The sequence below is a fragment of the Sorangium sp. So ce295 genome, assembly GCF_051527405.1.
Classification (GTDB): Bacteria; Myxococcota_A; Polyangia; order Polyangiales; family Polyangiaceae; genus Sorangium; species Sorangium cellulosum_B.
Genome location: NZ_CP150324.1, coordinates 12,164,989 through 12,191,635, shown reverse-complemented (window position 1 = coordinate 12,191,635; position 26,647 = coordinate 12,164,989). Strand labels below are relative to the sequence as shown.

Below are 26,647 nucleotides of genomic sequence, written 5' to 3'. Positions count from 1 at the left end.
GGCATCCTCCGGGCCTGGCAGCCGCCCCGCTCACCCCGCCGCGAGCAGCGGCAGGCTTTGCCGGCGCGGCGGCTCCGGCCGCTTGATCTTGTCGAACGCGCGCTCGTAGTCCCGGAACGAGCCGCCCGCGTGCACGGCCTGCAGCACGGCGTGCCCCTCGGCCTCGCCGCCGGCGGCGAGCACCGCCTCGACCCACGCCCAGCGCGCGCTCGTCGCCCGCACGTCCGCGCGGCCCCGCAGCCCGCGCCGGAGCCGGTCGAGCCGCTTGTTCACGACGTCGATCCCGGCGAAGCGCGCGCCGTGGAGCGGCGTGTTGCGCTTCGGGCAGAACGGCGCGATCCCGAGCGCGACCGGCACGATCCGGGACAGCTCCGTGACGAAGGAGACGCACTCGTCGACGTCGGCGTCGGTCTCGCCGGGGACGCCCACCATCAGGTACAGCTTGAGCCGATTCATCCCGTGCTGCCGCGCGAGCTCCGCGGCCCGCTGGAGGTGCCTGGGCCGGGCGCGCCGCTCGAGCGTCTCGCGGACCCGCTCGCTCGTGCCGTCCATCGCCGTCGTGAGCGTCTTGTAGCCCGCGAGCCGCAGCGCGCCGACGAACTCGTCGGTCAGCCGGTCCGGCCGGAGGCTGCTCAGCCCGACCTCGCAGCCCCGCTCGGCGAGCGTCCGGACCACCTCGACGATCTTCGGGTGATCGCTGACCGCGGCGCCGACGAGGCCGACGCGCCTCGCGTCCTCGGGGATGAGCTCGAGGAGGCGCTCCTTCGGGACGATGCGCATGCCGCCGTTGGTCGAGCGGCGCATCACGCAGTAGGTGCACCCGCGCGAGCAGCCCCGCTCCGCCTCGATGAGGAACATGTTCGAGAGCTCGGTCTCCTCGGCGCGGATCGGCGACCAGGCGGGAAGGAGCGCGTTGTCGCACTGCGCGACCGGGGGCATCTCCGCGCCGTGGCGCGCGGGGACGAAGACGTGGGGGAGGGCCGCCAGCGCGTCGAGCGCCGCCTCCCGCGACGAGGCGTCCCGCAGCACGCGGAGCACCTCCACGGCCAGGGTGTCGGCCTCGCCCATGATGATCGCGTCGGCGAACACCGCGAGCGGCAGCGGGTTCGAGAACGTGAGCGGACCGCCCGCGAGGACGAACGGATCGCGAAAGGAGCGCTCCTCCCGGAGCGCCGGTATCCCTGCCAGCTCGAGCAGGCGGACGACCCCGGCGAGCTCGAGCTCGTAGGCCACCGAGAGCGCGATGACGGGGAAATCGGAGATGGGGCGGAGCCCCTCGTACGTGATCGGGGGGCCGTCCGTGCCCTGGCCCTCGTCGTCCGGCAGGAAGGCCCGCTCGCACGCCATCCCGGGCTCGGCCTGGATGGTCTTGTAGATCTGGAGGAAGCCAAGCGAGCTCATTCCAGCCCGGTACGGCGAGGGGTAAGACAGCGCGACGCGGAAGGGCGCCTGCTTGTCGATACGACCGATCTCGCCCGCCAGGCGGCGGCGGATCGTGGTCGTCATCGCGCTTCGAGACATCGACCCAGCGTCGCTCAGGGGACGTCCAGGCGCAAGGATGGGAGGCCAGCTGACAGCCGTCCGGAGCGGGGATTTTTTCTAGCTCACGGCGCACCGTTCTCCGGGACGTGTCCGGCGGCGGTCCTCCCGTCGCGGGGAGCGGGGGCCGGGCGCGGCGGCTCGCCCGGGCGGGACCAGAGGACACGCTCGCCGTCGGTCTCCCAGATCAGGGCGCCGCCGCGGTCCGTGCGCGCGATCGCGACGCCGCCGGCCGAGAGGCGGGAGAGCACCTCCGGGCTCGGGTGCCCGAAGCGGTTGCGGACACCGCAGGACACGGCGGCGATCGAGGGGTCGACGGCCGCGAGGAGCGCCGCGCCGGTCGACGTCCGGCTGCCGTGGTGCCCCACCTTGAGCAGATCGGCGTGGAGCGCGGCGCCGTAGCGCGCCACGAGCGCGTCCTCGGCCTCGTGCTCCGCATCACCCACGAGCAGCGCGGATCGCGCCCCGTAGCGGATGCGCAGGACGAAGGAGTTGTCGTTGGCGCCCCGGTCGGGGTGGAGCTCCGGGCACGGCGCGAGCACCTCGATCGTCGCCCCCGAGAGGACCCGCGGCCTGCCGCAGAGCGCGTCGGGCCGCACGATGGGCACGCCGCGCCGGCGCAGGTCGGCCAGGAGCTTCCGGTAGACCGGGCCCGCGCCCTCGGCCTCGCCCTGGCCGGTGTCCCAGAGCTCGCCGACCTCGACGCCCTCCACGGTGGCCGGCAGGCCGCCGAAGTGATCGGGGTGCGGGTGCGAGAGGATGACCGCGTCGAGGCGCGCGCGGCGGCGCGACCGCAGGAGCGGCCGGAGCACGCGCGCGCCCGTGTCGACGGGGCTGCCAACGAAGCCGCCCGCGTCGACGAGCATCGCGCCGCCCTCGGGGAGGTCGATCAGGATGGCGTCGCCCTGCCCCACGTCGAGGACGTTGACGCGCAGCACGCCGCGCGGCGCGCCCGCGCGCGTGGCGACGCCCTCGAGCAGCAGCCACGCGGCGGCGCCGGCCGCGAGCGCGGCGAGCCGCCGGCTGCAGCGCTCCGCGGCCCACGCGAGCGCGATCGCGGCGGCCAGCGCGGCCAGCTGGGCGGGCGACGGCTCGGGCAGGCGCAGCACCACGCCGGTGTCCGCCGAGGCGCGGGCCACGGCGCGGACCGCGAGCAGCGCGCCGGACCCGACGAGCGCGCACCCGCGCTCGACCGGCGGCGCCCACGAGAGCACGGCGTGCGCGAGGCAGAACGGGAGCGCCGCCAGCTCGCCGATCGGCGCGGCGACCACGTTCGCCGCCACGCCGAGCAGCGGGAACGTCTCCCCGTTCATGAGCAGCAGCGGCGCGCAGCCGAACATGGCGGCGAGCGTCGTCGCCAGCGGCGCGAGGACCTTGCGCGCGAGCTCCCGTAGCGGCGACGCGCCCGGCCCGCCCTCGGCGCCGCCGTCGCCGCGCGCCCCCTCGCCGGGCACGATCAGCGCGGCGAGCGGCCGCTGCAGCCAGAGCAGCCCGGCGGTGGCGGCCGCGGACAGGCCGAACGAGAGATCCCACGCGACGAGCGGATCCACGGCGGCGGCGCCCGCGAGCGACAGGGCGAAGCAGCGGACGCCCACCGGACGGAGGCCGAAGAGGCGGGCGCCCATCGCGCAGCTGAGCATCGCCGCGGCGCGCATCGCCGAGCCGCCGCCGCCGGCGAAGTCGGCGTACAGCCACGCGGCCGGCACGCACAGCGCCGCGGTGATCCGGCCCGCGTCCCACCGGGCGGCGATCGGCCCGACGCGGACGAGGATCGCGCGGAGCGCCGCGGCGAAGCCCGCCACCGCGAGGACGAGGTGCGTCCCCGAGACCGCGAGCAGGTGCGCGAGGCCGCTCTCGCGGAACGCCTCCTGGTCCTCGGGCGCGAGGTCGGTCTCGCCGAGCACGAGCGCGCGCCCGAGCGCCACCGCGTCGGGGTGGAACGTCGCCTCGATGCGCCCGCGCACGAAGGCCCGCGCGCGGTCGACGGCCGCGCGCACGTCGATCGCGCGCCCCTCCGACGTCCGCCGCGCCTCGACGATCGTCCCGCTCGCGACGATCCCGCTCCGCGCGATCGCGGCGGTCGCGTTCCGGAGCCCCTCGTTCCGGAACAGGTGGATCGGCGCGAGGTCCACGGTGACCTCGAGCCGGTCGCCCCGGGCGAGGTCCACCGGCGCGCCGTAGAGGCGCGCCCGGAGCGGCCCCGGCAGCGCTCGCCCGCCGCACGTCCCGCCGGAGAGCTCCACGTCGATGCGCGAGGCCGGCGGCTCGTCGTCCTCGCCGCGCGCCCCGGCGGAGCGCCGCTGCGCCGCCCCGACCACGACCGGCGAGCCGGCGACGACGCACGTCACCTCGCAGCGCGCCGGCGGCTGCAGCAGCGCGAGGGCGCCGTCGTAGGCGGCGCCCGCGCCGTCGAGCAGCGCGCGGGCGCGGAGGCCGCTCACGACGAGCGCCACCCCGGCGGCGGCGAGCGCGGCGGGGCCGGCCCGGCGGCGGAGCGCCGCCGCGGCGAGCGCGGCGCCGAGCGCCGTGGCCAGCGGAGAGAGGGCGAGCGGCGCGCCCGCGGCGAGCGCGAGGCCGAAGAGCAGGACGGGATCGATCACGGCCCCGCCGCCCCGCAACACCTGGGCCGCGCGCGTTCCCGCGGAATTTCAGGGGGGAACGGTCGCCGCGCCCCTGGCGCCGCCATGGCGGCGCCGGGCGCGGCGGCGCACCGGACGATCCTGCAAGAGCTCTCCCCTGTGTGGGGGGAGCAACGCGCCGAGTCGGTCATCGCGCGGTCATCGCACATGCCGCGCGTGCACGACCGCGGCTTCGCCTCTAGAATCTTTTGCTCCTTGCGGCACCCCGCGGCGCGCGCAGACATTGCAGTATCTGGAGGCTTTCGATGCCGTTTTGCTTGCCCAGAGTCACCTGGATTCTCCCCCTGGGACTCGCTGCGACAGCGTGCAGCTCGGCCCTGGAGGCGCCTCCTGACGAGATCGGTGAGGCGCGGGATGCCATTCAGGACGGATATCTCGACGACGGCGACAGGGCTGTCGTGGGCATCTACAACGACGAGATCGGCGCGATCTGCACCGGCAGCCTGATCGCCCCGAACGTGGTGCTCACGGCCCGTCATTGCGTGTCGGACATGGCCAATGAGCGCGACGGCCAGATCACCTGTCGATCCACGAAGTTCACGGACACGCACCTCGCGGGCCGGATCTTCGTGACGACCGACGCGGAGATCGGCAGGTACGCGCGTTTTTACGCCGGCAGCGAGGTCGTGCTGCTCCCCGGCGAGGGGACGGACGCGTTCTGCGGCAACGATCAGGCGATCCTGATCCTGGACGAGCCGATCCCGGAGAGCGAGGCGGTGCCGCTCGTGCCGCGCGTCGACGTGCCGCTCGTGGAGGGCGAGGAGTACTACGCGGTCGGCTTCGGGGCGACGAACGACGCGAGCACGGGCGCGGGCCTGCGGCGGCGCCGCGACAGGCTGTTCATCGACTGCGTGGCTGACGGCTGCCCGTCCTCCCTGGTGAAGACGACGGAGTGGGTCGGGGACACCGGCATCTGCGAGGGAGACTCGGGCGGACCCAGCCTCGATCTGATGCACCGCGTGATCGGCGTGACCTCGCGCGGGGCCGAGGGCTGCGAGTATCCGATCTACGGCTACGTGTACCGCTGGGCGGAATGGATTAAAGAGACGACCGTGCGCGCCGCCCGTGCCGGAGGATACAAGGAGCCCCCCTGGGCGACCGGCTACCCCACCGATCCTGCGTACTCGGCGGAGGTCGGCGCGACGTGCGAACAGCCGGAGCAGTGCCCTGCGAACGCGTGCCTCGACGGCACCTGCACGCGGCCCTGCAACGCGGCCGCGGCGTGCCCTGACGGCTACAGCTGCAACGGCGAGCCCGGCTTCTGCGCGGAGGTCCCCGAGCCGCCCGCGGACGACGCGTCGAGCGGGTCCTGCAGCGCGAGCCCGCGGCCCGATCCGACGCAGCCGGTCCCCTGGGTGCTCGGGGCGGCGAGCCTGGGCGCCCTCGCGAGCCTGCGGCGGCGGCGCAGCCGGGAGCGGCTTGGCTGACGAGCGGCGCTCCTCCACGCGGAGCGCCGCCGGCGCTGCGCTCCAGCCGGGCGCCGCGGGGCCTGCGCTCCAGCCGGGCGCCGCGCGGGCCTCGTTCCTGGCGGGCGCGCCGGGCCGCGCGCTCTCGCGGCGGGCCGCGCTCGCCGGGCTCGCGGCGCTCGGGCTCGCGGCGTGCGGGCGCACCGCCCCGGCGCGCGCGGCGGGAGCGCGCGTCGTCTCCCTGTCGCCAAGCACCACCGAGGCGGTCTGCGCGATCGGCGCCGGCGCAACGCTCGTCGGCCGGTCCCGCTACTGCGACCACCCGCCCGAGGTGCTCGGCCTGCCGAGCGTCGGCGGCTACGCCGACCCGAGCATCGAGGCGATCATCGCGCTCTCGCCGACCCTCGTGGTCGGCGCCCGCGGCCCCGCGGGGCCCGCGCTCGACGAGTCGCTGCGCGCGCACGGGATCGCGACGTGTTTCCCCGACACCGAGTCGCTCGCGCAGATAGAGGACATGCTCACGGAGCTCGGGCGGCGGCTCGACGCGGCGCCCGGCGCGGAGCAGGCGATCGGCCGGATCCGCGCCCGGCGCCGCGCGGTCGAGCAGGCCGTCGCCGCGAAAGGCGCCCCGCGCGTCCGGGCCGCCCTGCTGTTCGACACCTCGCCCCTCTTCGTCGCGGGCCCCGGCAGCTTCCCCGATGAGCTCATCCGGCTGGCCGGCGGCGAGAACGTGATCACCCGCGGCGGCGCCTACCCGTCGATCAGCGTCGAGCAGCTGCTCGCGCTGGATCCCGATGTCCTGCTCGACGGCACGTCCAGCGACGCCGATGCGCAGGGCGCCTCGAGGCTGGCGGCGCTCAGGGACGCGCCCGGCTGGAGATCCCTGCGCGCCGTGCGCGAGGGGCGCCTGCGCCCGCTGAACACCGATGTCGCGCTTCGCCCGGGCCCGCGCATCGGCGACGGCCTCGCTTCCGTCGCGCGGGCGCTCCACGGCGAGGCGCTGGCGCTCTCCGGCGACGCGGCCGTCCCTCCCTCCCCCGGCGGCGCAGGCCTCGCGGCGCCCCTGCCGAAAACGGAGGCGCCATGACCCGCGTGCGCGCCGACGCCCTGCTCGTCGCCCGGAAGCTCGCCGGCTCGCGGACCGAGGCGCAGGCGCTGATCATGGCCGGCAAGGTCACCTCGGGGCCGCGCCGCATCGACAAGCCGGGCACGCTGCTCCCGGAGGACGCCGAGGTCCACGTCGCCTCCGGCCCCCGGTTCGTCTCGCGCGGCGGCGAGAAGCTCGAGCACGCGCTCGAGGCCTTCGCCGCGCACGGCCTCGACGTCGCCGGGAAGACGTGCGTCGACGTGGGCGCCTCGACCGGCGGCTTCACCGACTGCCTGCTCCAGCGCGGCGCGGCACGGGTCTTCGCCGTCGACGTCGGCTACGGCCAGCTCGCCGCCAAGCTCCGCGCCGATGCGCGCGTCGAGGTGCGCGATCGGGTCAACGCCCGCGAGCTCCAGCGAGAGGACTTCGACGTCCCCATCGATCTCGTCGTCGTCGACGCGTCGTTCATCAGCATCTCCCGCCTCATCGACGCGATCGCCCGCCTGCTCCGCCCCTCGGGGGATCTCGTGGCGCTGATCAAGCCGCAGTTCGAGGCGGGCCGCGAGGCCGCCGCCCGCGGCCGCGGCGTCATCCGCGACGAGGCGACCCGCCTCGCGGCGATCGCCGACGGGCGCCAGGCCATCGAGGCCGCAGGCTTCTCGGTCGTCGGCCAGGTCGACAGCGCGGTGCGCGGGCCGAAGGGGAACGTCGAGCACTTCGTCCACGCGCGCCGCACCGGCTAGCCGCCGCGTTGCGCGCGACGCCGCGCGCAACGACGCCGGGCTCGGTCGCCGGAATCCGTGGAAAGTCGAACACTTAAGATGCTCCACGCCGACCGCGCAGCGGCCCGACGGTGCTGACGTGCCGCGTAGACAATGGTAGACGCGATGAGTACACGCGCTCTGAGCCGCTCCGTGGGCGGCCATGGCCACCGCGGGCGACCCCACGCGAGGCAGCCCGGCGACAGGGAGGACGACGACATGCTCGGACGACGGGGTTTGGTGAAGATGATCGCCGGGGCGCTCGCGCTCAGCGCGATGACGCTCGGTTGCGACAAGAAGAGCGAGACGCCGGCCGGCAACGCGGCTGAGCACGCCAAGGACGACGCCGAGTGGAAGGTCGGCGCTTACTTCAGCCTCTCGGGCGAGGAGACGGCGTTCGGCGTCGACTCGAAGGAGGGTATCGATCTCGCGATCGACGAGATCAACAAGGCCGGTGGGGTCAAGGGCAAGCCGATCCACGTCCTCTACGAGGACAACAAGTCGAAGCCCGAGGAGGCGACCAACAAGGTCCTGCAGCTCATCGATCGGGATCACGTGCTGGCCCTCCTCGGCGAGGTCGCCTCGTCGCGGTCGCGCGCCGGCGGCATCGTCGCCAACAAGAAGAAGGTGCCGATGATCTCGCCGTCCTCCACGAACCCGGACGTGACGAAGGTCGGCCCGTTCGTGTTCCGCGCCTGCTTCACCGACGACGTGCAGGGCCAGATGGGCGCGCAGTTCATCGTGAACACGCTCGGCAAGAAGAAGGTGGGGCTCTTCTTCGCCTCCGACGACCTCTACTCGTCGGGCCTCGCCAAGGAGTTCCGCGACGAGGTGAAGCGCCTGGGCGGCGAGATCGTCATGGAGAAGAGCTTCCTCAAGAAGGAGACCAACTTCACGACGTACATCAACGAGCTCAAGTCGGCGAACCCCGAGATGATCTACGCGCCGATCTATTACACGAGCATGGCCCCGGTCGCGCGGCAGGCCAAGGCCGCTGGCGTACCAGGGAGCATGTTCGTCGGCAGCGACGGGTGGGACGCGAACGAGCTCCTGCGCGACGCCGCCGAGGAGCTCGACGGCGCGTACTTCACGAACCACTACGCGCCGGACGTCCCGTGGCCCAACTCCCAGGCCTTCGTGCAGAAGTACAAGGACCGGTACAAGCGCACGCCGTCGAGCATCGCGGCGCAGGGCTATGACGCGGCCAGGCTGCTGGCCGACGCGATGGGACGCGCCAAGGCGATGACGCCGGACGACATCCGGGCGGCCATCCAGGACACCAAGGGGTTCCAGGGCGCGACGGGCGTCATCACCATCGATGCCGAGCGCAACGCGGACAAGCCGGTCGTGATCGTCCGGATCAAGGACAAGCAGTTTACCTACTACGCGACGGTCAACGAGAAGGCTGCGAAGTAATAGCCGTCGTTCGCGCGCGCTGGCTCGGACGTGAGCAGCGCGCGGGACGTGCGGAACGTGCGGAACGTGCGGAACGTGCGTTGAAGAGGTCTCCATGGAGAAGATCGTGAATGCCCTGATCACAGGGCTCGCCCAGGGGTCGATGATCGCGCTGGTCGCCCTCGGCTACACGATGGTTTACGGCATCCTCAAGCTCATCAACTTCGCTCATAGCGAGATCTTCATGATGGGCGCCTTCGCCGGGCTCTTCGGGATCGCGGCGTTCGGTGGCAGCAGCGCGCCGCTGTTCGCGGGCGTGGCCGGCACCCTCTGCGCGATGGCCTTCGCGGGCGTCCTCGGGGTCGTCGTCGAGAAGGTGGCTTACGCGCCGCTCCGCTCACGGGGGCGGGGCCTCGCGAACACCCGGATCACGCCGCTGGTCACGGCGCTCGGGATGAGCGTGCTCCTCCAGAACCTGGCGCAGCTCCTCTTCACCGCACGCTACCGCGGCTATCCGCAGCTCCTGCCGATCGAGCACACGCGGCAGGTGATCTTCGTCACCTCGATCCTCGTGATGATCGGCCTGGAGCTGCTCGTGCGGCGCACCTGGACGGGCAAAGCGATGCGCGCGCTCAGCGTGAACGTCGAGGCCGCCCGGCTGATGGGCGTCCGCACGAGCCGCATCATCGCGCTCACCTTCCTCACGGGCTCGATGCTCGCGGCGGTGGGCGCGGTGCTGTACTGCCTCGATCAGTCGCAGGTGTACCCCACAATGGGCGTCGTGATCGGCAACCGCGCGTTCGTGGCGGCGGTCATCGGCGGCATCGGCAACATCACGGGCGCCATGCTCGGGGGCATGTTGATCGGGATCATCGGAGAGATGACGAAGCTCACGCCCTACTCCGGCTTGCAGGACGTCCTTGTGTTCGCGGTGCTGATCGGGGTGCTCCTTGTGAAGCCGACGGGGCTGCTCGGCACGACCGGGACCGAGAAGGTGTAAGGCCGCCCTGGCCCGCCGGCCCACGCGCCGCGCTTCCATCCATCCTCCACGGCAAGCAGGGCTGCCGGCCCGCCGGCCCACGCGCCGCGCGTCCTTGCGGTATGCTCGGCGCATGCGACGCCTCGCTCTCGTCGTACCGCTCTCGCTGCTCGCGGCGTGCGCCGCGACGCCCCCCGCCAACTGGGTGCGCGGCGGCGCGCTGCTCGACATCCCCCGCGCGCGCTGGGCGCTCGCCGACCTCACGATCGACGTCATGCCGGACGGCAAGATCCTCGTGAACGGCGAGCACCAGCTCAGCGTCGATCGCGGCGGGCGCGTGTTCGGCCTGGAGGCCGAGCCGGTGGCGCTGCTCGAGCCGGACGGCCGGGTCATGGGCCCGAACGACGATCCGCTGGGCCAGGTCGGCGTGCTGCACGCCTCGCTGCCGCGCCAGGCGAACGCCTGGATCACGGTCGCCGAGGGCGGCGCCGTGATCCGCTACGCCGAGGACGGCGAGCGGGAGTCGCTCGGCGCCTGGATGGGGTGCGAGGCGACGGCGCGGGCGCACCAGGCTTGCACGCTGATCACGCACCTGCTCGGGATGCGCCTGGACAAGCTGGCGCGGCCGCGCGCGCCGGACGCGCTGCAGATGGGGCTCGGGAACGGGCTCGGGCTCGGGACGGGGTCGCTGTTTCCGTAGGTCGGCGCGCCTACTTCAGCAGCCAGCCGAACAGCATGCGCTTCGTCGTGTCGCGGGAGACGGCCGCGAGCGAGTCGACGAGCGGGATCTCCTTCGGGCACACCTCGACGCAGTTCTGCGACTTGCCGCAATCGGTGATCCCACCCTCGCTCATCACCGACTCGAGGCGCTCGCCCTCGTGCATCGCCCCCGAAGGGTGCATGTTGTAGAGCCGCACAAGGTTGATGGCGAAGGCGCCGACGAACTTCGTGCCGTCGCTGTACTGCGGGCACGCCTCGACGCAGCAGCCGCACGTCATGCAGCGGGAGAGCGGATATCGCTCCTGCTGCCGCTCCGGCGACTCGCGCGGACCCGGGCCGAGCTCGTGCGTGCCGTCGATGTCAATCCACGCCCGCACGCGCTTCATGTCCTCGAACATCCGGCTCCGGTCGACGAGCAGGTCGCGCACGAGCGGGAACTTGGACATCGGCTCCAGCGTGATCACCTCGCCCTTCGGCGCGATCTGGTCGATGAGCGCCGAGCAGGCCTGTCGGACTCGACCGTTGATCACCATCGTGCACGAGCCGCACACCTCCTCCAGACACACCGCCTCCCAGACGACAGGAGCCACCTCCTTGCCGTCCACGGTCCGCGGATCCTTCTGGATCTGCTGCAGCGCGCTGATCACGTTCATCTGCGGCAGGTAGGGGACCTTGAACTCCTCCCAGCGCCGCGACTCCGTCCGATCCGCGGTGTCCTGCCGCCGCACGCGCAGGTGCACAAGCCGGCCCTCGCCCTTCGGCTGCGCCGGCGCCGCCGCCCCGTTCGCCTCGTCTCCGCTCGCCTTGGCCATCCTACACGCTCTTCTGCGACAGCTTCCCTGTCGCCTGTGCGCTCGCCGCGCTCGCCGCGCCCGCCTGCTCGTACTTGCGCTCCCGCGGCGTCACGAGCGACGTGTCCACCGCGTCCGTCACGTGGATCGACTGGCCGGCGCACGCGTAGTCGAACTCGCGGACGAACTTCACCGCGCCCTTCTCCTCGTGGCGCGCCAGCGTCGTGCGCATCCACGCGGCGTCGTTCCGCGCCGGGAACTCCGGCTTGTAGTGCGCCCCGCGCGACTCGTCGCGGTTCCTCGCGCCCTGCGCGATGACCCGCGCGAGCACCAGCATGTTCTCCAGGTGGCGCACGAACTGCGCCCCCTGGTTCACCCGCGGGGCCGTGTCCGTGCACTTGATCCGCTCCGCCCGCTCCTCGAGCTCGCCGAGCTTCTCGAGCACGCGGTCGAGCGTGGCGTTGTCGCGCTCGATCGTGCAGTCGCGCAGCATCGTCTCGCCGAGCTCCTGGTGCAGCCGATACGCGTTCTCCGGCTGCTTCGCGTCCTGGTTCTGCGTCAGGATGCGCTGGTAGCTCGACTCCGCGCGCTTCTCGGCCTTGTCGAAGATCGAGCGCGGCAGATCGAGCGCGCTCCGCCTGATGCTCCGCTGATAGGTCGCCACCGCCGGCCCGCACACCATGCCGCCGTAGATGCACGAGAGCAGCGAGTTGGCGCCGAGCCGGTTGGCCCCGTGGTACTGGTAGTCCACCTCGCCCACCGCGTAGAGGCCCGGGATGCTCGTCGCGTGGTTGCGCGGCGACCCGGCCTTGAGCGAGCCCCGCGCGTCCGCCTCGTAGTCGACCCACAGGCCGCCCATCGAATAATGGACCGCCGGGAAGACCTTCATCGGGTTCTTGTACGGGTCGGTGCCCGCGAACTTCTCGTAGATCTCGAGGATGCCCGCGAGCTTCGACCGGAGGAACTTCTCGTCCTTGTGGGTCAGGTCGAGGTAGACCTCGTTCTCGTTGCGGCCCGTCGCGGGGCTCCAGATGCCGCGCCCCTCGTGGAAGCACGTCTTGAAGATCGCGCGCGCGGCGATGTCGCGGGGGACGAGGTTGCCGTAGCCGGGGTACATCCGCTCGAGCAGGTAGTCGCGCTCCTTCTCGGGGATGTCCCGCGGGCTCCGCGCGTCGGTCTTGTCCTTCGGCACCCAGACGCGGCCGCCCTCGCCGCGCGCGCTCTCCGAGATGAGCCGCAGCTTGTCGGCGCCCGGGATCGCCGTCGGGTGCACCTGGATGAACTCGCCGTTCGCGTACACCGCGCCCTGCTGGTAGACCGCCGACGCCGCCGTCCCCGTGCAGATGACGCTCAGCGTGGAGCGGCCGAAGACGATGCCGCAGCCGCCCGTCGCGAGCACGACCGCGTCGCCCGTGAAGGCGCGGATCTGCATCGATTTCAGGTCCTGCGCGACGCAGCCCACGCACGTGCCGGAGTCGTCGAGGATCGCCTCGAGGAAGTCCCAGAACTCGAACTTCCGGACCATCTTCTCGCCCGGGATCGCCACGCCGTGCTCGTCGGTCACGTCGGCGAGCTCGTACCGCCGCACCTGCTCGTCGAGCGCGTAGAGCAGCTGCTGCCCCGTCGTCGCGCCGGCGAACGCCGTGCGGTGGTAGAGCGTGCCGCCGAAGCGGCGGAAGTCGAGCAGGCCCTCGGGCGTCCGGTTGAACGGCACGCCCATGCGATCGAGCATGTTCACGATGCCCGGCGCGGCCTCGGCCATCCCCTTGACGGGCGGCTGGTTCGCGAGGAAATCGCCGCCGTACGCCGTCTCCTCGAGGTGCACCTGGGGGCTGTCGCCCTCGCCCTTCGTGTTCACCGAGGCGTTGATGCCGCCCTGCGCGCACACCGAGTGCGAGCGCTTCACCGGCACGAGGGAGATCAGGTCGACAGGGACCTTCGCCTCGCACAGCTTGATCACCGTCATCAGGCCGGCGAGCCCGCCCCCGACGACGATCACGCGCCGAACCTTCCCCCCCTCGCTCCTCGTCGTGCTCTTCGCGGCCATGTTCGATCCCGATGCTCCCGCGCCGCTCCCCGGAAGGGCGCGGCCGATACGATGGTCAGTGCGAGGCCGGCGCGCCCACGTCGACACCGGCGCCGGCGCCGACAGCCGCGCGCGGGGGGGCGCCGGTGGAACCGGTCGAAGCCGACGCGATGTCCGCGCAGCTGCGGCCGCCCTCCGCGGACGGGCCCGGCGTCCCGGGGAACGGCGCGCCGGTGGCGAAATAGATCACCGTGTTGGCGCCGAACAGGAAGACCACGAGGCCCACCGCGCCGAAGACCACCGCGGCCATCCGCTGCGCCCGGCGCGAGACGGTGATCCCCCACGAGAAGCAGAAGCCCCAGAGGCCGTTGGCGAAGTGGAACACGCTCGCCGCGATGCCGAAGAGGTAGACGAGCGCGATCACCGGGACGCCGCCGACGGTCGACGCCATGTCGGCGCACAGCCGCGGGTAGAACTCCTCGGGCGCCATCCGGCCCAGCCACTTCTGCGCCCAGTACGACCAGAGGTGGAAGCCGATGAACGCGAAGGCGAGCACCCCCGTGACCCGCTGCAGCGTGTACATCCAGTTGCGCGAGAACGTGTAGCTGCCGACGTTCGGCTTGCCCTCGAGCACCAGCTTGACCCCGTAGAGGGCGTGGAACGCGAGCGGCAGCACGACGAGCCCGATCTCGAGCACGGGCAGGTACGGCATGTGCGAGATCTCGCCGACGGCCGCGTCGAACCGCTCCTGCCCCTGGAGCGCCTTCGCGTTCGTCCAGAAGTGGAAGAGCAGGAAACCGCCCACGGGGAGGGCGCCGGTGAGAGAATGCAGCTTGCGCAGGAGAAAGGACCGGCGGCTCTCGTGAAAGAGCGATCTCGCGGGGGTTGCCTCGGACACGCTGACCTCGATGGAAGGCGGGCGCGGCGGGTGTATGGGATGCCCCGGGTGACGTCAAGGTGAACGCAGTCAACAGTTCCGGCCGGTTTTCCGCTGCCTTTGGCGCGTCGAGCGGCGGCGGGGCGGCTCGCCCGCGCAGATGCGCCGCCCGGCGACGTCGGCCACGTCACGCCCGCGTGGCCGCGATCGCGGCCGCGGCCCTGCTCGCGCTCGCCGCCGCGACCGCCGGCGCCGGCTGCGGCGCGCAGGACGGCGGAGCGCCGGTGAGCCCGGCGCTGGCCGGGTCGCCCGCGGCCCAGGCAGAGCTGCGCCCCCTCCTCTCGCGCTTCGCGAACGGCGCGCACGCCGAGCGCATCGCGCTCGAGCCGGAGCTCCTCGCCTTCCGGGGGCGCCACGCCTCCGACGACCTCGCGCGCGTCGCGACCGTCCACCTCGCGTGGATCGCCCTGGAGCGCGGGGACCTGCCCCGCGCCGAGGCGCTCGCGGGCGAGGTCGAGGCGGCGGGGCGGAGCGCGGTCGGCGATCTCGCGCGCGTGATCCGCGGCGCGGCGCTCCGGCGAGCCGGCAAGCCGAGGCCCGCCTTCGGGGTGCTGCGCCCGCTGGTGAGCAAGATGATCGACCCGTACGTGCGCGCGCTCCTCAACGAGGAGGTCACCGCCGCCGCGATGGAGGCGGGCGCGTGGACGCAGGCGATCGAGCTGATGAGCGTCTGGCTGCGCGAGGCCGACGACGACCGGCGCGCCGCCGTCCGGGCGCAGATCGGGGCGCAGCTGCGCGAGGTGCCGATCGATCACCTGGTCCGGGCGCTGCGCGCCGGGCGGGCGACCGGCGAGGTCGTGAGCCCGGAGGTCGACCTGCGCTCGCTTGTCGCCGAGCGCCTCGCGATCGTCGCCCGCGAGCGCCGCGACGTGGCGCTCGCGAAGGAGCTGCTCGATCGGGCCGACGCGGCGCTCGGCACCCAGCGCGACGCGATCTTCGAGCTCGCGGCCGGCGCGGGGGCCGCGCGCGTCGAGCCGCCCACGGTCGGCCTGCTGCTGTCGACGCGCACGGCCGCGTCGCGCCGCCGGGGCGTCGAGATCGCCGCCGGCGTGGCGCACGGGCTCGGGCTGCTCCGGCCGGGCTCGGACGCGCGGCTCGTGAGCCGCGACGACGGCGGCGAGGGCAGCGTGGACGAGGCGTTGAACAGCCTCACCGCCGAGGGCGCCGCGGTGCTCATCGCCGGCTCCGATCGGGAGCAGGCGACCGAGGCGGCGAAGTTCGCGCGGACGCACGCGATCCCGGTGCTGCTCGTCCATCCGCCGGAGCCGGCGGCGCTGGACGGCGCGTTCGTCTTCGTCGTGGGCGAGGAGCCCGCGAGGAGCATCGAGGTGCTCGCCGCCGCGCTCGCGGAGCGGGGCGCGAAGCCGGTGGCGCTCGTGGGCGGCGACGCCGATGTCCGGAAGGACGCGGCCCCCACGCCGGCGGGCGCCGCCGGGGCCGCTGCGGGGGCCGCGCCGCCGGGCGCTACCGGGGCCACGCCGCTGGCCGAGCGCGGCATCGCGCTGGCGCTCCCCTGCGACGGGACCTTCGACGCGCGCGCTCTCCGGCCGCCGGCCATCCGCGGGATGGTCCTCGCCGGCGACGCACGCTGCGCGGACCAGGCGCTCCGCGCGGCTCCCCGCTCGGTGACGATCGCGCTCGCCTTCGAGACGGCCATCGCGCCGCCGCCGGGATCGCTCGTCGCGACGGCAGGGCTCTTCCCGCTCCTCGCGGCGCCCTCCGGCGCGCAGCCTCCGCCGGGCGCGGGCGATCCCAGGGCGGCGCCTGCCTCGGGCGCGGCGGCCGCGCTCGCGGCGTGGCTCGCCACCCATCCGTCGCCGCCGAGCTTCTGGGCGGCGCTCGGGCGCGACGCCGGCGTGCTCGCCTGGGCCGGCGTGCAGCGGCTGCCGAAGACGGGCACCGAGGACCCGGCGGAGGTGAAGGCGCGGCGCCTCGCCGCGGCGAGCGCCATGAGCACCGCGTCGGCAGAGCTCTGGACGACGGCGGCGAGCGGCTTCGGCGGGCGGCGCGTGCTGCCGCGGGTGATCGGCTACCGCGAGAGCGGGAAGGCGCGATGAGCGGGGCGAGAGCGCGGTGAATGACGCTGCTCACCTGGCCGGCGCCCCGTCAGCGCAGGGCACGACGCGCGAGGCGGCGCGTGGAGACCGTGCCGGCGCGTCGCCCCGGGGCTGCTCCGGCCTGCCGGCGGGCGTACCATGGCGCCGCATGATCCGCCGAGCCCTCTCCTGTGCCGCCGCCGCCGCGCTCCTGGCGATCGCCCCTGCCGCGCTCGCCGATCGGGTGGCGCTCCTGCCGGCGCGAGGGGGCACCGATGAGGCCGCCCGGAGCGCCGCCCAGGCCGAGGTCGCGCGCGGGCTCGCCGCCCTCGGCCACACCGCGGCGCCGGACGGCGCGGTCGCGGCCGCGCTCAAGGACGTCGCCGACGGCGTCGCCGACAGCGCGGACGAGTACCGCGCGGTGAGCGCGCGGACGGGCGTGGACTGGGTCCTGACCGGCACCGTCGATCCTGCGGTCACGACCACCCGGATCGAGCTCACCGCGTACCTCGCCTCGACGGGCCGGGTCGAGTCGGTCGCCAGGGAGGTCGACCGGGGTAAAGAGGCCCGGCAGACGCAGGAGATGCTGGCCGTCTTGCTCCGCCCGGAGGGCATCGGCGCCGGCGAGCTCCCCTGGGAGCGCGCCGCGCGCTCCGCTCCGGCGAGCGCGCCCCCGCCTCCATCCGCGGGAGGGGCGATCGTGCTGCCCCCGGTGCCCGCGCCGCCGCCCGCGCCGCCCGCGAAAGAGGTGCTGATGGCGTATCCCCTCGGGCCGGAGCGCGTATGGCCGGCGTACTCGGGCGGGCGCCGGGTCGCCCTGTCCGCGTCGCTCGGGCTGGCCGTCGCGGCGGCGCGCCTGCCGGGCGCGAGCGGCAGCGCGGCCTCGCTGGTCGGGGAGGCGCGCGTGGCCTATGCGCCCGGCGACCGCGGGCTCGAGCTGTTCGCCGGCGGCGGCGGCAACCTGGCCGGCCCCTTCGCCGGCTGGATCGAGGGCGGCGCGCGCCTGATGCTGACGCCCAGCCTGACGCCGCACGACGGGGCGTGGCGCGCGTTCCCGCTTCACCTCGGCCCGTCGCTCCGCGCGGGCGCGTTCTTCAGGTCCGCCCCCGGCGCCGTGGGCCCAGATCTCACGACGTACCACGGCGATCTCGAGGTCCACCCGGTGCTCGGGGCGTCGCTCGACGTCGCGCTCGCGCTGAGCCGCGCGGTGCAGCTCGAGGCCCAGCTCGGCAACCTCCGGTGGGTTCCCACGGGGGACGGCTCCCTGTTGCTGGTCGGCGCGACGCTCGGCGCCGGGGCCCGGTTCTGACGCATGCGCATCGAGCTGCCGAGCCGCCGCAGCACCATCCGCCTGGCACGGGCGCTCGCCGCGCGCCTCGCGGGCGGCGATCTGGTCGTCCTCGCCGGCGATCTCGGCGCCGGGAAGACGTTCTTCGCCCGCGCCCTCTGCCGGGCGCTCGGCGTCCCGCCGGCGCTCCCGATCACCAGCCCGACGTTCACGCTGGTCCACGAGCACGAGGGCCGGGTCCCCATCGCACACGCCGACGCGTACCGCCTCGGGGGCGCGTCCTCCGCCGAGGGCGCGCGCGACGGCGCGGCCGCGGAGCTCGCCCAGCTCGGGCTGCGCGAGCGCCGCGCGGAGGGCGCGCTCGTCGTCGTGGAGTGGGGCGAGCCGTTCGTGGAGGCGCTCGGGGGCGACGCGCTCCTGATCCACCTCGCCGCCCCCGACGATCCGTCCGCGCCCGGCCGCGCCGCCGAGATCAGGGCGACCGGCGCGCGGAGCGGCGAGGTGCTCGCCGCGCTGGAGGACGAGCTGCGGCGCGGCTCCGCCGGATCGCGCGGAGCCAGGCCGGGCGCTGCGTGAAGCGCGTCGAGCGGCCGGAGCCTGGCGAGGGCGAGCGGGATCTCGCTGCGCCCTCGGGCGGGCTCGACCGGCGGCGCGATCCACGCGCCGGCGCGAAGCGCACGTCGCAGCGCGGGCGAGCGGGCGCGCGGGGTCGTCGCGAGCCCGGCCCCGTGCGCGGCGGCGTTGCGTGGTACAAGAGCGCACCGTGAAGGAAGGCGCCGAGACCAGCCGCGGCGAGCTGCTCAACAGGGCGCTGGAGCCGGTCCTCGCGTTCCTCGACAACATCGGCAACATCGTCACGCTCACCTTCCAGACGATCGTCTGGCTCGTGCGCCCGCCGTTCCGCCCTGCCCAGTTCCTCGCGGCGATGGACTTCATGGGCGCGCAGTCGGTCTTCATCGTCGGCCTGACCGGCGTCTTCAGCGGCATGGTCGTCACCCTGCAGACGTCCTACGCGCTGCGCGCGTTCAGCGCCGAGGGCCGCGTCGGCGGCCTCGTCGCGGTCTCGCTGGCCCGCGAGCTCGCGCCGGTCTTCTCCGCGATCATGGTCACCGCCCGCGCCGGCAGCGCGATGGCCGCGGAGCTCGGCAACATGCGCGTCACCGAGCAGATCGACGCGATCGCGACGATGGGCGTGAGCCCCGTGCAGTACCTGCTCTCGCCCCGGCTCTTCGCCGCGACGGTGATGCTGCCGCTGCTCTGCATCCTGTACACGAGCGTCGGCATGTGCGGCTCGTACCTCGTCGCCGTGCTCTGGCTCGGCGGCGACGAGGGCGCGTTCTTCCAGAGCATCCGCGACTTCGCCCTCCCCAAGGACATCTCCATGGGGCTCATCAAGGCGTGCGTCTTCGGCTTCATCGTCTCGTCGGTCTCGTGCCGCCACGGCTTCTACGCCTCGGGCGGCGCGCGCGGCGTCGGCGTCGCGACCACGCGCGCGGTCGTCGAGAGCTGCGTCACCGTGCTCGTCACGAACTACATCCTGACGCAGCTCCTGCTCGACATGTGAGCCGCAGCGGCGTTCTCCCGGCTCTACCTGGGCCGCGAGCGCTTGCCGCGATGCTGCGGGGCGGCGGCCCGGATGTTACGGTAGCCGGCGTGTCGCTCGATCGCGCCTCCGAAGTCGAAAAGTTCGATCACTACGCCCCCACCTACCGCGAGGCGCACCAGCGGAGCGTGCGCCTGAGCGGGGAAGGGCCCGAGTACTTCGCCGAGCACAAGCTCGGGTGCCTGGCGCGGGCCGGCGTGTCCAGCGCGCACAGCGTGCTCGACTACGGCTGCGGCACCGGCAGCCTCACGCGCTTGCTCTGCGGTCGCTTCGCCTTCGTCGGCGCCTTCGACCCGTCGGCGGAGAGCGCCAAGCTTGCGCGCGAGCACGCTCCGAGCGCGACCGTGTACGGCGAGGAGGCCGCCATCCCGAGCGAGCGGTTCGACGCGGCCGTGCTGTCGGGCGTGCTGCACCACGTCCCGCCGCCCGAGCGCTCCAGGCTGGTGCAGGCGGTGGCGACCAAGCTCAAGCCGGGTGGGCGCCTGTTCGTCTTCGAGCACAACCCGTACAACCCGCTCACGCGGCGGGCGGTGCGCCTGTGTCCGTTCGACGACGACGCCATCCTGCTTCCGCCACGCGAGGTGCGCGCGCTGCTCGCTGGCGCGCTTGCCTCGGTGCGGCAGGACTACGTGCTGTTCTTCCCGCGGCCGCTCGCGCCCTTGCGTCCGCTCGAGCCCTGGCTCGCGTGGTTCCCGCTCGGCGCGCAGACCATGACGGTCGGCGTGCGTGCCGGCGCTTGAGGCGCGGCTTGCACCTTCCGGTGCGGCCCCCGGGCGTCTAGCTTCGCTTCATGAGCACCTCGTCCCTCTCCAACCGCCACTACGTCCTCAAGGCGCGCCCCGAGGGCCCGCCGGGCCGCAGCCATTTCGAGCTCCGCGAGGCGCCGGTCCGGGAGCCTGGCGACGGCGAAGTCCTCGTCCGCACGCGCTACCTGTCCGTCGATCCGACGAACCGGATCTGGATGAGCGACACGAAGCAGTACATGCCGCCCGTGAACCAGGGCGAGGTGATGCGCGCGCTCGGCGTCGGCGTCGTCGAGCGCTCCCGCCACCCCGACTTTGGCGCAGGAGACCTCGTCTCCGGCCTCCTCGGCTGGCAGGACTACAACGTCGCGGCGCCCGGCGACCTCGCCCTCACGCGCTTGCCCGCGCTGGACCTCCCGCTCGGCGCCTTCCTCTGCCCACTTCACGTGACCGGCGGCTTCACCGCCTACGTCGGCCTCTTCGATATCGCGCAGCCGAGGCCCGGCGAGACCATCGTCGTGTCCGGCGCCGCCGGCTCCGTGGGCTCCCTGGTCGGCCAGATGGGCAAGATCGCGGGCTGTCGCGTGGTGGGCATCGCCGGCAGCGACGCCGGGTGCCGCTATGTGACCGAAGAGCTCGGCTTCGACGCCTGCATCAATTACCGCACCGAGGATGTCGCGGCGGCGCTCGACCGCGCCTGTCCGAAGGGCGTCGACATCGATTTCGAGAACGTGGGCGGCGACATCCTCGACACCGTGCTCGACAAGATGAACCTCTTTGGCAGGGTCACGATCTGCGGCCTCATCGCGACGTACAACGACAAACAGCCCCGCCCGGGCCCTGTGCGCTTCCCGCTCATCCTGATGCAGCGTCTCCGGGTGCAGGGCTTCGTCGTCAGCGATCATCAAGCGCGCTTCCCCGAGGCCTTCGAGAAGATCCACGGCTGGATCAAGGAGGGCAGGATCACCTGGCGCGAGCGCGTGGTGGAAGGGCTCGAGAACACCCCGGATGCGCTCGCGATGCTCTTCCAGCCGAACAAGATCGGAAAGCTGCTGATCAAGGTCTCCGACTAGTCAGCCAGGCCGGCGACGCCCCTGTCGACGAGGCGGGGCAGTACCTCATCCCTGAAGCACGGGAGCTCGGCGGCGTGGTCGGCTCCGGAAGCTACCGCAGCGCGCCCGGCGGCTCCGGCTCCCGCAGCGCGATCAGCGCCGGCGAGAACTGCACCGGGTACCTCGCCGGCGCGCGCAGGAGCGCCACCGCGTCCGGCAGCAGCTGGCGCGCCGCCAGGGAGCGCTCGCGCCCGGCGCTCGCCGGCTCGGGCGACTCGAGCGCGCGCCCGCCGCGCATCGCCGCGCGCGCGAGCGGGGCGAGCCTCGCGACCCCGAGCGCGCGCGGGGCCAGCATCCGCTCGTGCGCGAGGTGGATCACGTCGAGGGCCGCGCGCCCCGCCTCGTCGTAGTAGCGCGCCACCATCTTCCGCCCCGCGATCACGTCCCCGCGATCGCTCGTGCCCTGCCGGAGCGCCCACGCGCCCGCCTCCTCCAGCGCCACGAGCTCGCAGCGCGCCGCCGGCAGCCCCTCGACGGCCTCCCCGAGCCCCGACGCGACCCAGCCGCCCGCGCTCCCGCCCACGCGCCTCGCCTCGAGGAGCAGCGCCTCCTCGTCGTCGCCCCCGAGGTCGACCATCCGATCGGCGTACCAGGGCCAGCTGCCCTCGAGCGGGGACGGCGGCGGCGCGAGCTCGCCGAGGTCGATCCCCGCCTCACCGCGGAACGGGATGCCGAGCGCCGTGGCCGCGAGCGCGCTCGTCGTCGCCACGGCGCCGCCCACGTGCGCCGCGCGGGCGAGCGCGAGCGCCTCGTCGGCGAACGGCACGCTCGCCGACGACCCGTCGACGATGTCGCCGCCGCCGGCCGCGATGTGGAGCCGCGCGGCCCTCGTCGCCGCGGCCGTGCCGCGGCGGAGCGCCGGCGCGAGCAGCGCGCCCACGAGCAGCGCCTCGATGAACGGCCCCTCCACCGAGGCGACGGGCGTCCCCGGGAAGGCGATCGTCCCGTCCGGCATCGCGTCGATGTCGACCGACAGCGGCGCGCCGGCGAGCCGCTCCTCGAGCGCGTCGCTCAGGCCGCACGCCGCGCGCGCCGCGGAGACCGCCGCCGCGTCGAAGCGCGCGCCGTCCGCCGCGAGCGCCTCGAGCGCCGCCTCGACCCCGGCGACCACGAGAAAACCCGTGTGCGGCGGCATCGCGGCGAAGGCGAGCTCGAAGCTCGCGCGCCGGTCGGCCACCCCCGCGTGGACGAGGCGATCGGCGTCGAGCAGCGCCCGTCCGTCGCGGAGCAGCGGGCTCGCTCGCAGCAGGGCCGCCGGCATCCGCCCCCGCTCAGAGCCGCTCGGCCAGCATCCGCGTGCCGGCGACCGTCGAGGCCTCGTCGAAGAGGAACGGCAGCATCACGGTGGGCAGGTCGAGATCGCGCCGCAGGCGGGCCAGGCTCTCGCGCTGCACCGACTCGCGCATCGCCCGCCGCGCGCCGGCCACGAAGGCGCTCTCGACGGTGTCCGCGGCGCGCGCCGGCGCCTGGATGTCGAGGCGCGCCGGGTCGACGAGGAGCGCCCGCTGCTCCTCGGGCGAGAACAGCGCCGGCAGCACGCCGTTGATGATCACCCGGTGGACGGGCAGGCCAAGGTCGCCCCGGACCTCCGCCACGAGCTCGACGGTCTCGGTCGCCGGCATCTCCTCCGGGAGCGTCACGACGACGACCCCGCTCCGCGCGGGATCCCTGAACATCGCCCACGCCGCCTCGGCGTCCCGGCGAAGGATGCCCGGCGGCGCCACGTCGAGGATCACCTTCGGCACCCGCAGCATGTCCACCCCGTGCCCCGTCGCGGGCGCGTCGAGCAGGACCACGTCGAAGCGGTTCGAGCCGTCGGGGAGCAGCTCCGTCGTGTGGAACCACGCCTTGCCGAGCATCGCCCACTCGAACAGCCCGGGCACCGCGCGGAAGAAGGTGCGCGTGTACTTGTTGTCGAAGACGAGATCGGCCGCGGCCCGCATCTTCAGGACCATCTCGCCGTACTCCCGGAGGGCCCTGTCCGGCGCGATGTTCACCGCCGACACGCGCTCGGCGACCTGGATGACCTCCGGGCCGATCGGCTTCGAGCCGAGGATGGCGGAGAGCCGCTCCTTCGTGTGGCACATCGCGACGAGGACGCGCTTGCCGCGGGCGGCGAAGGCGAGGGCGAGGGCGCCGGAGATCGTCGTCTTCCCGACCCCTCCCTTGCCCGTCACGAACAGGAAGCGACGGCGCTCGAGCTCCGGCAGGTCGTGGCCGAGCCCGCCCGCTTTTGAGGCTTGATAGGCGCTGGTCATTCCGCGATAGCGGAGTTAGGCGCAAGCTCAGGCGAAGGCAACCCGGATCAAGGAAACGGGCTCTGCTATGCATCGCTCATGCGCATCACCGAGCGACACCTCGAACCGCTGAACCGACGCTTCCAGGGCGCGTCCCCCGTCGAGCTCCTCCGCTTCGTCCGCGAGTCCTTCGGCCCGCGCGCGGCCATCATGAGCAGCATGCAGCGCGCCGGGACCGCGCTCTGCCACATGGCCGACCGCGCCGGGCTCTCCTTCGACGTGGTCTTCGTCGACACCGGCGTGCTCCACGCCGAGACGCTCGCCACGCGCGACGAGCTCGCGCGGACCCACCCGAACCTGCGCGTCGTCACGCTGTCGCCCGAGCGCAGCTTCGCGCAGCAGACGCGCGAGGAAGGGCTGCTCTACCTCTCGAAGGAGGGCCAGGAGCGCTGCTGCGACCTCCGCAAATCGGCCCCGCTGGGCGCCATCCGGGGCCGCTACGACGCGCTCGTCGCGGCGCTGCGGCGGGGCGAGGGCGGCGCCCGCGCCAAGGTCGCGCCGTTCGGCCTCGACCCCGCGAACAACACGCTCCGCGTCCACCCCTTCGCGTCGCTGACCGGCGAGGAGCTCGACGCGTACTTCGCCGCGCACGAGGACGCGCTCGAGAACCCGCTGCACGGGATGGGCTTCCGCACCATCGGCTGCTTCCCCTGCACGACGCCGGTGCTGCCCGACGAGCCCGAGCGCGCCGGGCGCTGGCGCCACCTGGCGAGCGTCGAGTACTGCGGCATCAACCCCGTGGACCGGGGAGACACCGACGGCGGCGTCGACCTCGACGACCGGTACGAGCGCCTGTTCGCCGCGTGACGGCGCGACGACCTGCACGAGCCCATCGACGCGGCGTGGCACCTCGACGCGGCGTGACGATCGCCTGCGAACACCGGTTCGCGGCAGCTCGATCTTGACTCAAACGGCATGCAGGGAGATTTGCCTCGCATGCCGGCGAGCTACTTCGACGTAGACGGCACCCTGGTCACGACGAACCTCGTGCACCCGACGGTGTTCTACATGCTGAACCAGCCAACGCCGATGCACAGCCTCGCGAAGCTCGGCCGCGCCATCGTCAAGGCGCCGTGGATGGCGATGGCGGAGCTCCAGGATCGCCGCCTCTTCAACGAGCTGCTCTTCAGCTCGTTCGAGGGCGTCTCCGAGGATCGCCTCGTGGCGCTCGCGGAGGAGGCGTTCGCGAAGGTGCTCAAGCCGGCGATCTACGCCAAGGCGCGGGACCTCGTGAAGTGCAGCCTCGACAAGGGGCACGACGTCATCCTCATCTCCGGCGCGCTCGATTTCCTGATGCAGCTGCTCGCCGAGCACCTCGGCGCGACGGGCATCATCGCGAACCGCCTCGAGGTGAAGGATCGGTTCGCGACGGGCAAGCTCCTGCGCCCGGTGGTGGCCGGGCCCGAGAAGGCGCGGCTCATCCGCGAGCACGCCCACGCGAACGGGCACGACCTCGACGAGTGCTTCGCCTACTCGGACAGCTACTCGGACGTCCCGATGCTCTCGGTCGTCGGCTACCCGGCGGCGGTGAACCCGGACCGCAAGCTCAAGATGCTGGCGCAGGCGTACCACTGGCCGATCCTCCACCTCGCCGCATGACCCCTGCCTCCCCGCCGGCGGCGGGAGGCCACCACCCAGCCCAACACGTCGCACCCCCTGCTCTGAAGGTCCCATGAGCCATCCTTGCGTCGTCACGCTAGACAGCCGCAGCGCCCCCCGGGTGCTCTTCTCAGGCGACCAGCTGGTCGAGGTCGACCTGCCCACCGGCACCCGGGTGCTCTACGCGAAGCCGCCCATCGAGCCGCTGAAGGACGTCGACGCCGCGATCCGCTACGCGATCAACCACCCGCACAACTCGGAGCCGCTCTACGCGAAGCTCCGCCCGGGGATGAAGGTCACGATCGCGGTGGACGACATCTCGCTGCCGCTGCCGCAGATGAAGCGCCCCGACATCCGCGAGCGGGTGCTCACGATCGTGCTCGACCTGCTCGCCGACTACGGCGTCGACGACGTGGAGATCATCATCGCCACGAGCGTCCACCGGCGGATGAAGGACTGGGAGGTCCGCCACATCGTCGGCGACCGGATCTTCAACGCCTACTGGCCGAAGCGGCTCTACAACCACGACGCCGAGAACGCCGCCAACATGAAGTACGTCGGCACGACCGACGTCGGCGAGGAGGTCGAGCTCAACAAGCGCGCGGTCGACAGCGACCTCGTGATCTACGTGAACCTCAACCTCGTGCCGATGGACGGCGGGCACAAGTCGGTCGCCGTCGGCCTGTGCGGGTACCGGAGCCTGCGCGCGCACCACAACCCGCGGGTGATGCGCGACTGCTACTCGTACATGGATCCGAAGAGCTCCGCGCTGCACACGAGCGTCGAGCGCATGGGCCGGCTGGCCAACAAGAAGCTCAACGTCTTCACGATCGAGACGACGATCAACAACCGCATGTTCGATCGCCCGCTCGAGTTCCTCGCGAAGAACGAGGACGACCTGAGCGCGGGCGAGAAGAGCGCGCTGCGCGCCCTCCGCTTCACGCTGTCCAAGGTGCCGCAGCCCGCGCGCCAGGCGATCTTCCAGCGCGTCCCCTCGCCGTTCGGGGTGACCGGGGTGTTCGCCGGCGAGACCGAGGCCGTCCACGAGCACACGCTGAAGCGCAGCTTCGACCAGTACCTCGTCCCGGTCTCGGGCCAGGCCGACATCCTGATCACGGGCATCCCGTACATCAGCCCGTACAACGTGAACTCGTTCCTGAACCCGCTGCTCGTGCAGGTGATGGCGAACGGCTACCTGTTCAACCTCTACCGCGGCGCGCCGATGCTCAAGAAGGGGGGGACGATGATCATCCTCCACCCCTGCACCGACCTGTTCGACAACGAGCACCACGCCCCGTACATCGAGTTCGTGCACCGGCTCCTGCCGGAGACGCGGGACGCGATGGAGCTGCACAAGCGGTACGAGAAGAAGTTCTCCGAGAACCCCGCGTACATCGAGATGTACCGCTTCGGGCACGCGTACCACCCGACCCACCCGTTCTTCATGTGGTACTGGGGCGAGGCGGGGCGGCAGCACATCGGCCGGATGATCGTCGTCGGCGCCGACAACGAGTACATCCCGCAGCTGCTCGGGTGGGAGACGGCGCGCACGATGGACGAGGCGCTCCGGATGGCGAAGCAGTCGGCCCCGCCCGCGCCGGAGATCCTGGCCCTGCACACCCCGCCGATCTTCATGGCCGACGTGACGGCCTAGCGCGCCCGCGGGGCGTGCCGCGCGACCGCTTCGAG

22 protein-coding genes are annotated in these 26,647 nt (G+C 73.2%); 15 read left to right on the top strand and 7 right to left on the bottom strand.

Annotated elements, in window-relative coordinates:
• Positions 1-30: 30 nt before the first annotated feature.
• Complete coding sequence (locus WMF11_RS46110) at positions 31-1,506, bottom strand: B12-binding domain-containing radical SAM protein (RefSeq protein WP_437975265.1); 1,476 nt, start codon at positions 1,504-1,506, stop codon at positions 31-33.
• A gap of 98 nt (positions 1,507-1,604) precedes the next feature.
• Complete coding sequence (locus WMF11_RS46105) at positions 1,605-4,139, bottom strand: DNA internalization-related competence protein ComEC/Rec2 (protein WP_437975264.1); 2,535 nt, start codon at positions 4,137-4,139, stop codon at positions 1,605-1,607.
• 437 nt (positions 4,140-4,576) lie between these two features.
• On the opposite strand from WMF11_RS46105, the gene WMF11_RS46100 reads away from it, so the two are divergent.
• From WMF11_RS46100 to WMF11_RS46075, 6 genes are all read left to right on the top strand, one after another.
• Entirely contained in the window at positions 4,577-5,605 is a 1,029-nt protein-coding gene (locus WMF11_RS46100; RefSeq protein ID WP_437975263.1) for a trypsin-like serine peptidase, read from the top strand.
• Positions 5,598-6,671, top strand: coding sequence for an ABC transporter substrate-binding protein (locus WMF11_RS46095; protein WP_437975262.1), 1,074 nt, complete (start codon positions 5,598-5,600; stop codon positions 6,669-6,671). The genes WMF11_RS46100 and WMF11_RS46095 overlap by 8 nt, the downstream gene beginning before the upstream one ends.
• A complete protein-coding gene (locus tag WMF11_RS46090) occupies positions 6,668-7,414 on the top strand; it encodes a TlyA family RNA methyltransferase (protein WP_437547097.1) in 747 nt (248 codons plus the stop codon). The genes WMF11_RS46095 and WMF11_RS46090 overlap by 4 nt, the downstream gene beginning before the upstream one ends.
• A 237-nt stretch (positions 7,415-7,651) precedes the next feature.
• Positions 7,652-8,848 (top strand): ABC transporter substrate-binding protein, encoded by a 1,197-nt coding sequence (locus WMF11_RS46085; protein WP_437547095.1) that lies wholly within the window; start codon positions 7,652-7,654, stop codon positions 8,846-8,848.
• A gap of 94 nt (positions 8,849-8,942) precedes the next feature.
• Positions 8,943-9,827, top strand: a complete 885-nt coding sequence (locus WMF11_RS46080) for a branched-chain amino acid ABC transporter permease (protein WP_437547093.1) — start codon at positions 8,943-8,945, stop codon at positions 9,825-9,827.
• Positions 9,828-9,939: 112 nt separating this feature from the next.
• Positions 9,940-10,506 carry a hypothetical protein gene (locus WMF11_RS46075; RefSeq protein WP_437905421.1) on the top strand — a complete coding sequence of 189 codons (567 nt, stop codon included), beginning with the start codon at positions 9,940-9,942 and terminating at the stop codon, positions 10,504-10,506.
• Positions 10,507-10,516: 10 nt separating this feature from the next.
• Here WMF11_RS46075 and sdhB read toward each other — a convergent pair whose 3' ends face one another.
• The 3 genes from sdhB to WMF11_RS46060 are packed head-to-tail and all read right to left on the bottom strand — an operon-like array spanning position 10,517 to position 14,241.
• The gene (gene sdhB / locus WMF11_RS46070; protein ID WP_437325993.1) at positions 10,517-11,338 is read right to left on the bottom strand and encodes a succinate dehydrogenase iron-sulfur subunit; all 822 of its coding nucleotides are present in this window, start codon (positions 11,336-11,338) and stop codon (positions 10,517-10,519) included.
• A gap of 1 nt (position 11,339) precedes the next feature.
• Positions 11,340-13,364, bottom strand: a complete 2,025-nt coding sequence (gene sdhA / locus WMF11_RS46065; RefSeq protein WP_437975261.1) for a succinate dehydrogenase flavoprotein subunit — start codon at positions 13,362-13,364, stop codon at positions 11,340-11,342.
• 55 nt (positions 13,365-13,419) lie between these two features.
• Positions 13,420-14,241 (bottom strand): succinate dehydrogenase, encoded by an 822-nt coding sequence (locus tag WMF11_RS46060; RefSeq protein ID WP_437975260.1) that lies wholly within the window; start codon positions 14,239-14,241, stop codon positions 13,420-13,422.
• A 176-nt stretch (positions 14,242-14,417) separates the two neighbouring features.
• Between WMF11_RS46060 and WMF11_RS46055 the strand changes: the two genes are divergently transcribed.
• The 6 genes from WMF11_RS46055 (at position 14,418) to WMF11_RS46030 (ending at position 21,023) form a co-directional block, all read left to right on the top strand.
• Positions 14,418-16,337 carry a hypothetical protein gene (locus WMF11_RS46055; RefSeq protein ID WP_437975259.1) on the top strand — a complete coding sequence of 640 codons (1,920 nt, stop codon included), beginning with the start codon at positions 14,418-14,420 and terminating at the stop codon, positions 16,335-16,337.
• A gap of 148 nt (positions 16,338-16,485) precedes the next feature.
• Positions 16,486-17,625 (top strand): hypothetical protein, encoded by a 1,140-nt coding sequence (locus WMF11_RS46050; protein ID WP_437975258.1) that lies wholly within the window; start codon positions 16,486-16,488, stop codon positions 17,623-17,625.
• Positions 17,626-17,628: 3 nt separating this feature from the next.
• Positions 17,629-18,180, top strand: a complete 552-nt coding sequence (gene tsaE / locus WMF11_RS46045; RefSeq protein ID WP_437975257.1) for a tRNA (adenosine(37)-N6)-threonylcarbamoyltransferase complex ATPase subunit type 1 TsaE — start codon at positions 17,629-17,631, stop codon at positions 18,178-18,180.
• A 187-nt stretch (positions 18,181-18,367) separates the two neighbouring features.
• Positions 18,368-19,168 (top strand): MlaE family ABC transporter permease, encoded by an 801-nt coding sequence (locus WMF11_RS46040; protein WP_437713107.1) that lies wholly within the window; start codon positions 18,368-18,370, stop codon positions 19,166-19,168.
• An 89-nt stretch (positions 19,169-19,257) separates the two neighbouring features.
• The gene (locus WMF11_RS46035) at positions 19,258-19,947 is read left to right on the top strand and encodes a class I SAM-dependent DNA methyltransferase (RefSeq protein WP_437547075.1); all 690 of its coding nucleotides are present in this window, start codon (positions 19,258-19,260) and stop codon (positions 19,945-19,947) included.
• A 50-nt stretch (positions 19,948-19,997) separates the two neighbouring features.
• Entirely contained in the window at positions 19,998-21,023 is a 1,026-nt protein-coding gene (locus WMF11_RS46030; protein WP_437975256.1) for an NADP-dependent oxidoreductase, read from the top strand.
• A 91-nt stretch (positions 21,024-21,114) separates the two neighbouring features.
• Here the strand turns inward: WMF11_RS46030 and WMF11_RS46025 are convergent, their stop codons facing one another.
• Together WMF11_RS46025 and WMF11_RS46020 are read right to left on the bottom strand one after the other, a co-directional pair.
• A complete protein-coding gene (locus WMF11_RS46025) occupies positions 21,115-22,323 on the bottom strand; it encodes a hypothetical protein (RefSeq protein ID WP_437975255.1) in 1,209 nt (402 codons plus the stop codon).
• Positions 22,324-22,333: 10 nt separating this feature from the next.
• Complete coding sequence (locus tag WMF11_RS46020; protein WP_437547069.1) at positions 22,334-23,320, bottom strand: ArsA family ATPase; 987 nt, start codon at positions 23,318-23,320, stop codon at positions 22,334-22,336.
• A gap of 78 nt (positions 23,321-23,398) precedes the next feature.
• On the opposite strand from WMF11_RS46020, the gene WMF11_RS46015 reads away from it, so the two are divergent.
• The 3 genes from WMF11_RS46015 to WMF11_RS46005 all read left to right on the top strand — a co-directional run bounded on the left by WMF11_RS46015 (position 23,399) and on the right by WMF11_RS46005 (position 26,612).
• The gene (locus tag WMF11_RS46015) at positions 23,399-24,166 is read left to right on the top strand and encodes a phosphoadenylyl-sulfate reductase (protein WP_437547067.1); all 768 of its coding nucleotides are present in this window, start codon (positions 23,399-23,401) and stop codon (positions 24,164-24,166) included.
• 129 nt (positions 24,167-24,295) lie between these two features.
• Positions 24,296-24,958 carry an HAD family hydrolase gene (locus tag WMF11_RS46010; RefSeq protein WP_437905411.1) on the top strand — a complete coding sequence of 221 codons (663 nt, stop codon included), beginning with the start codon at positions 24,296-24,298 and terminating at the stop codon, positions 24,956-24,958.
• A gap of 73 nt (positions 24,959-25,031) precedes the next feature.
• Positions 25,032-26,612 (top strand): lactate racemase domain-containing protein, encoded by a 1,581-nt coding sequence (locus tag WMF11_RS46005; protein ID WP_437547063.1) that lies wholly within the window; start codon positions 25,032-25,034, stop codon positions 26,610-26,612.
• Positions 26,613-26,647: the final 35 nt, after the last annotated feature.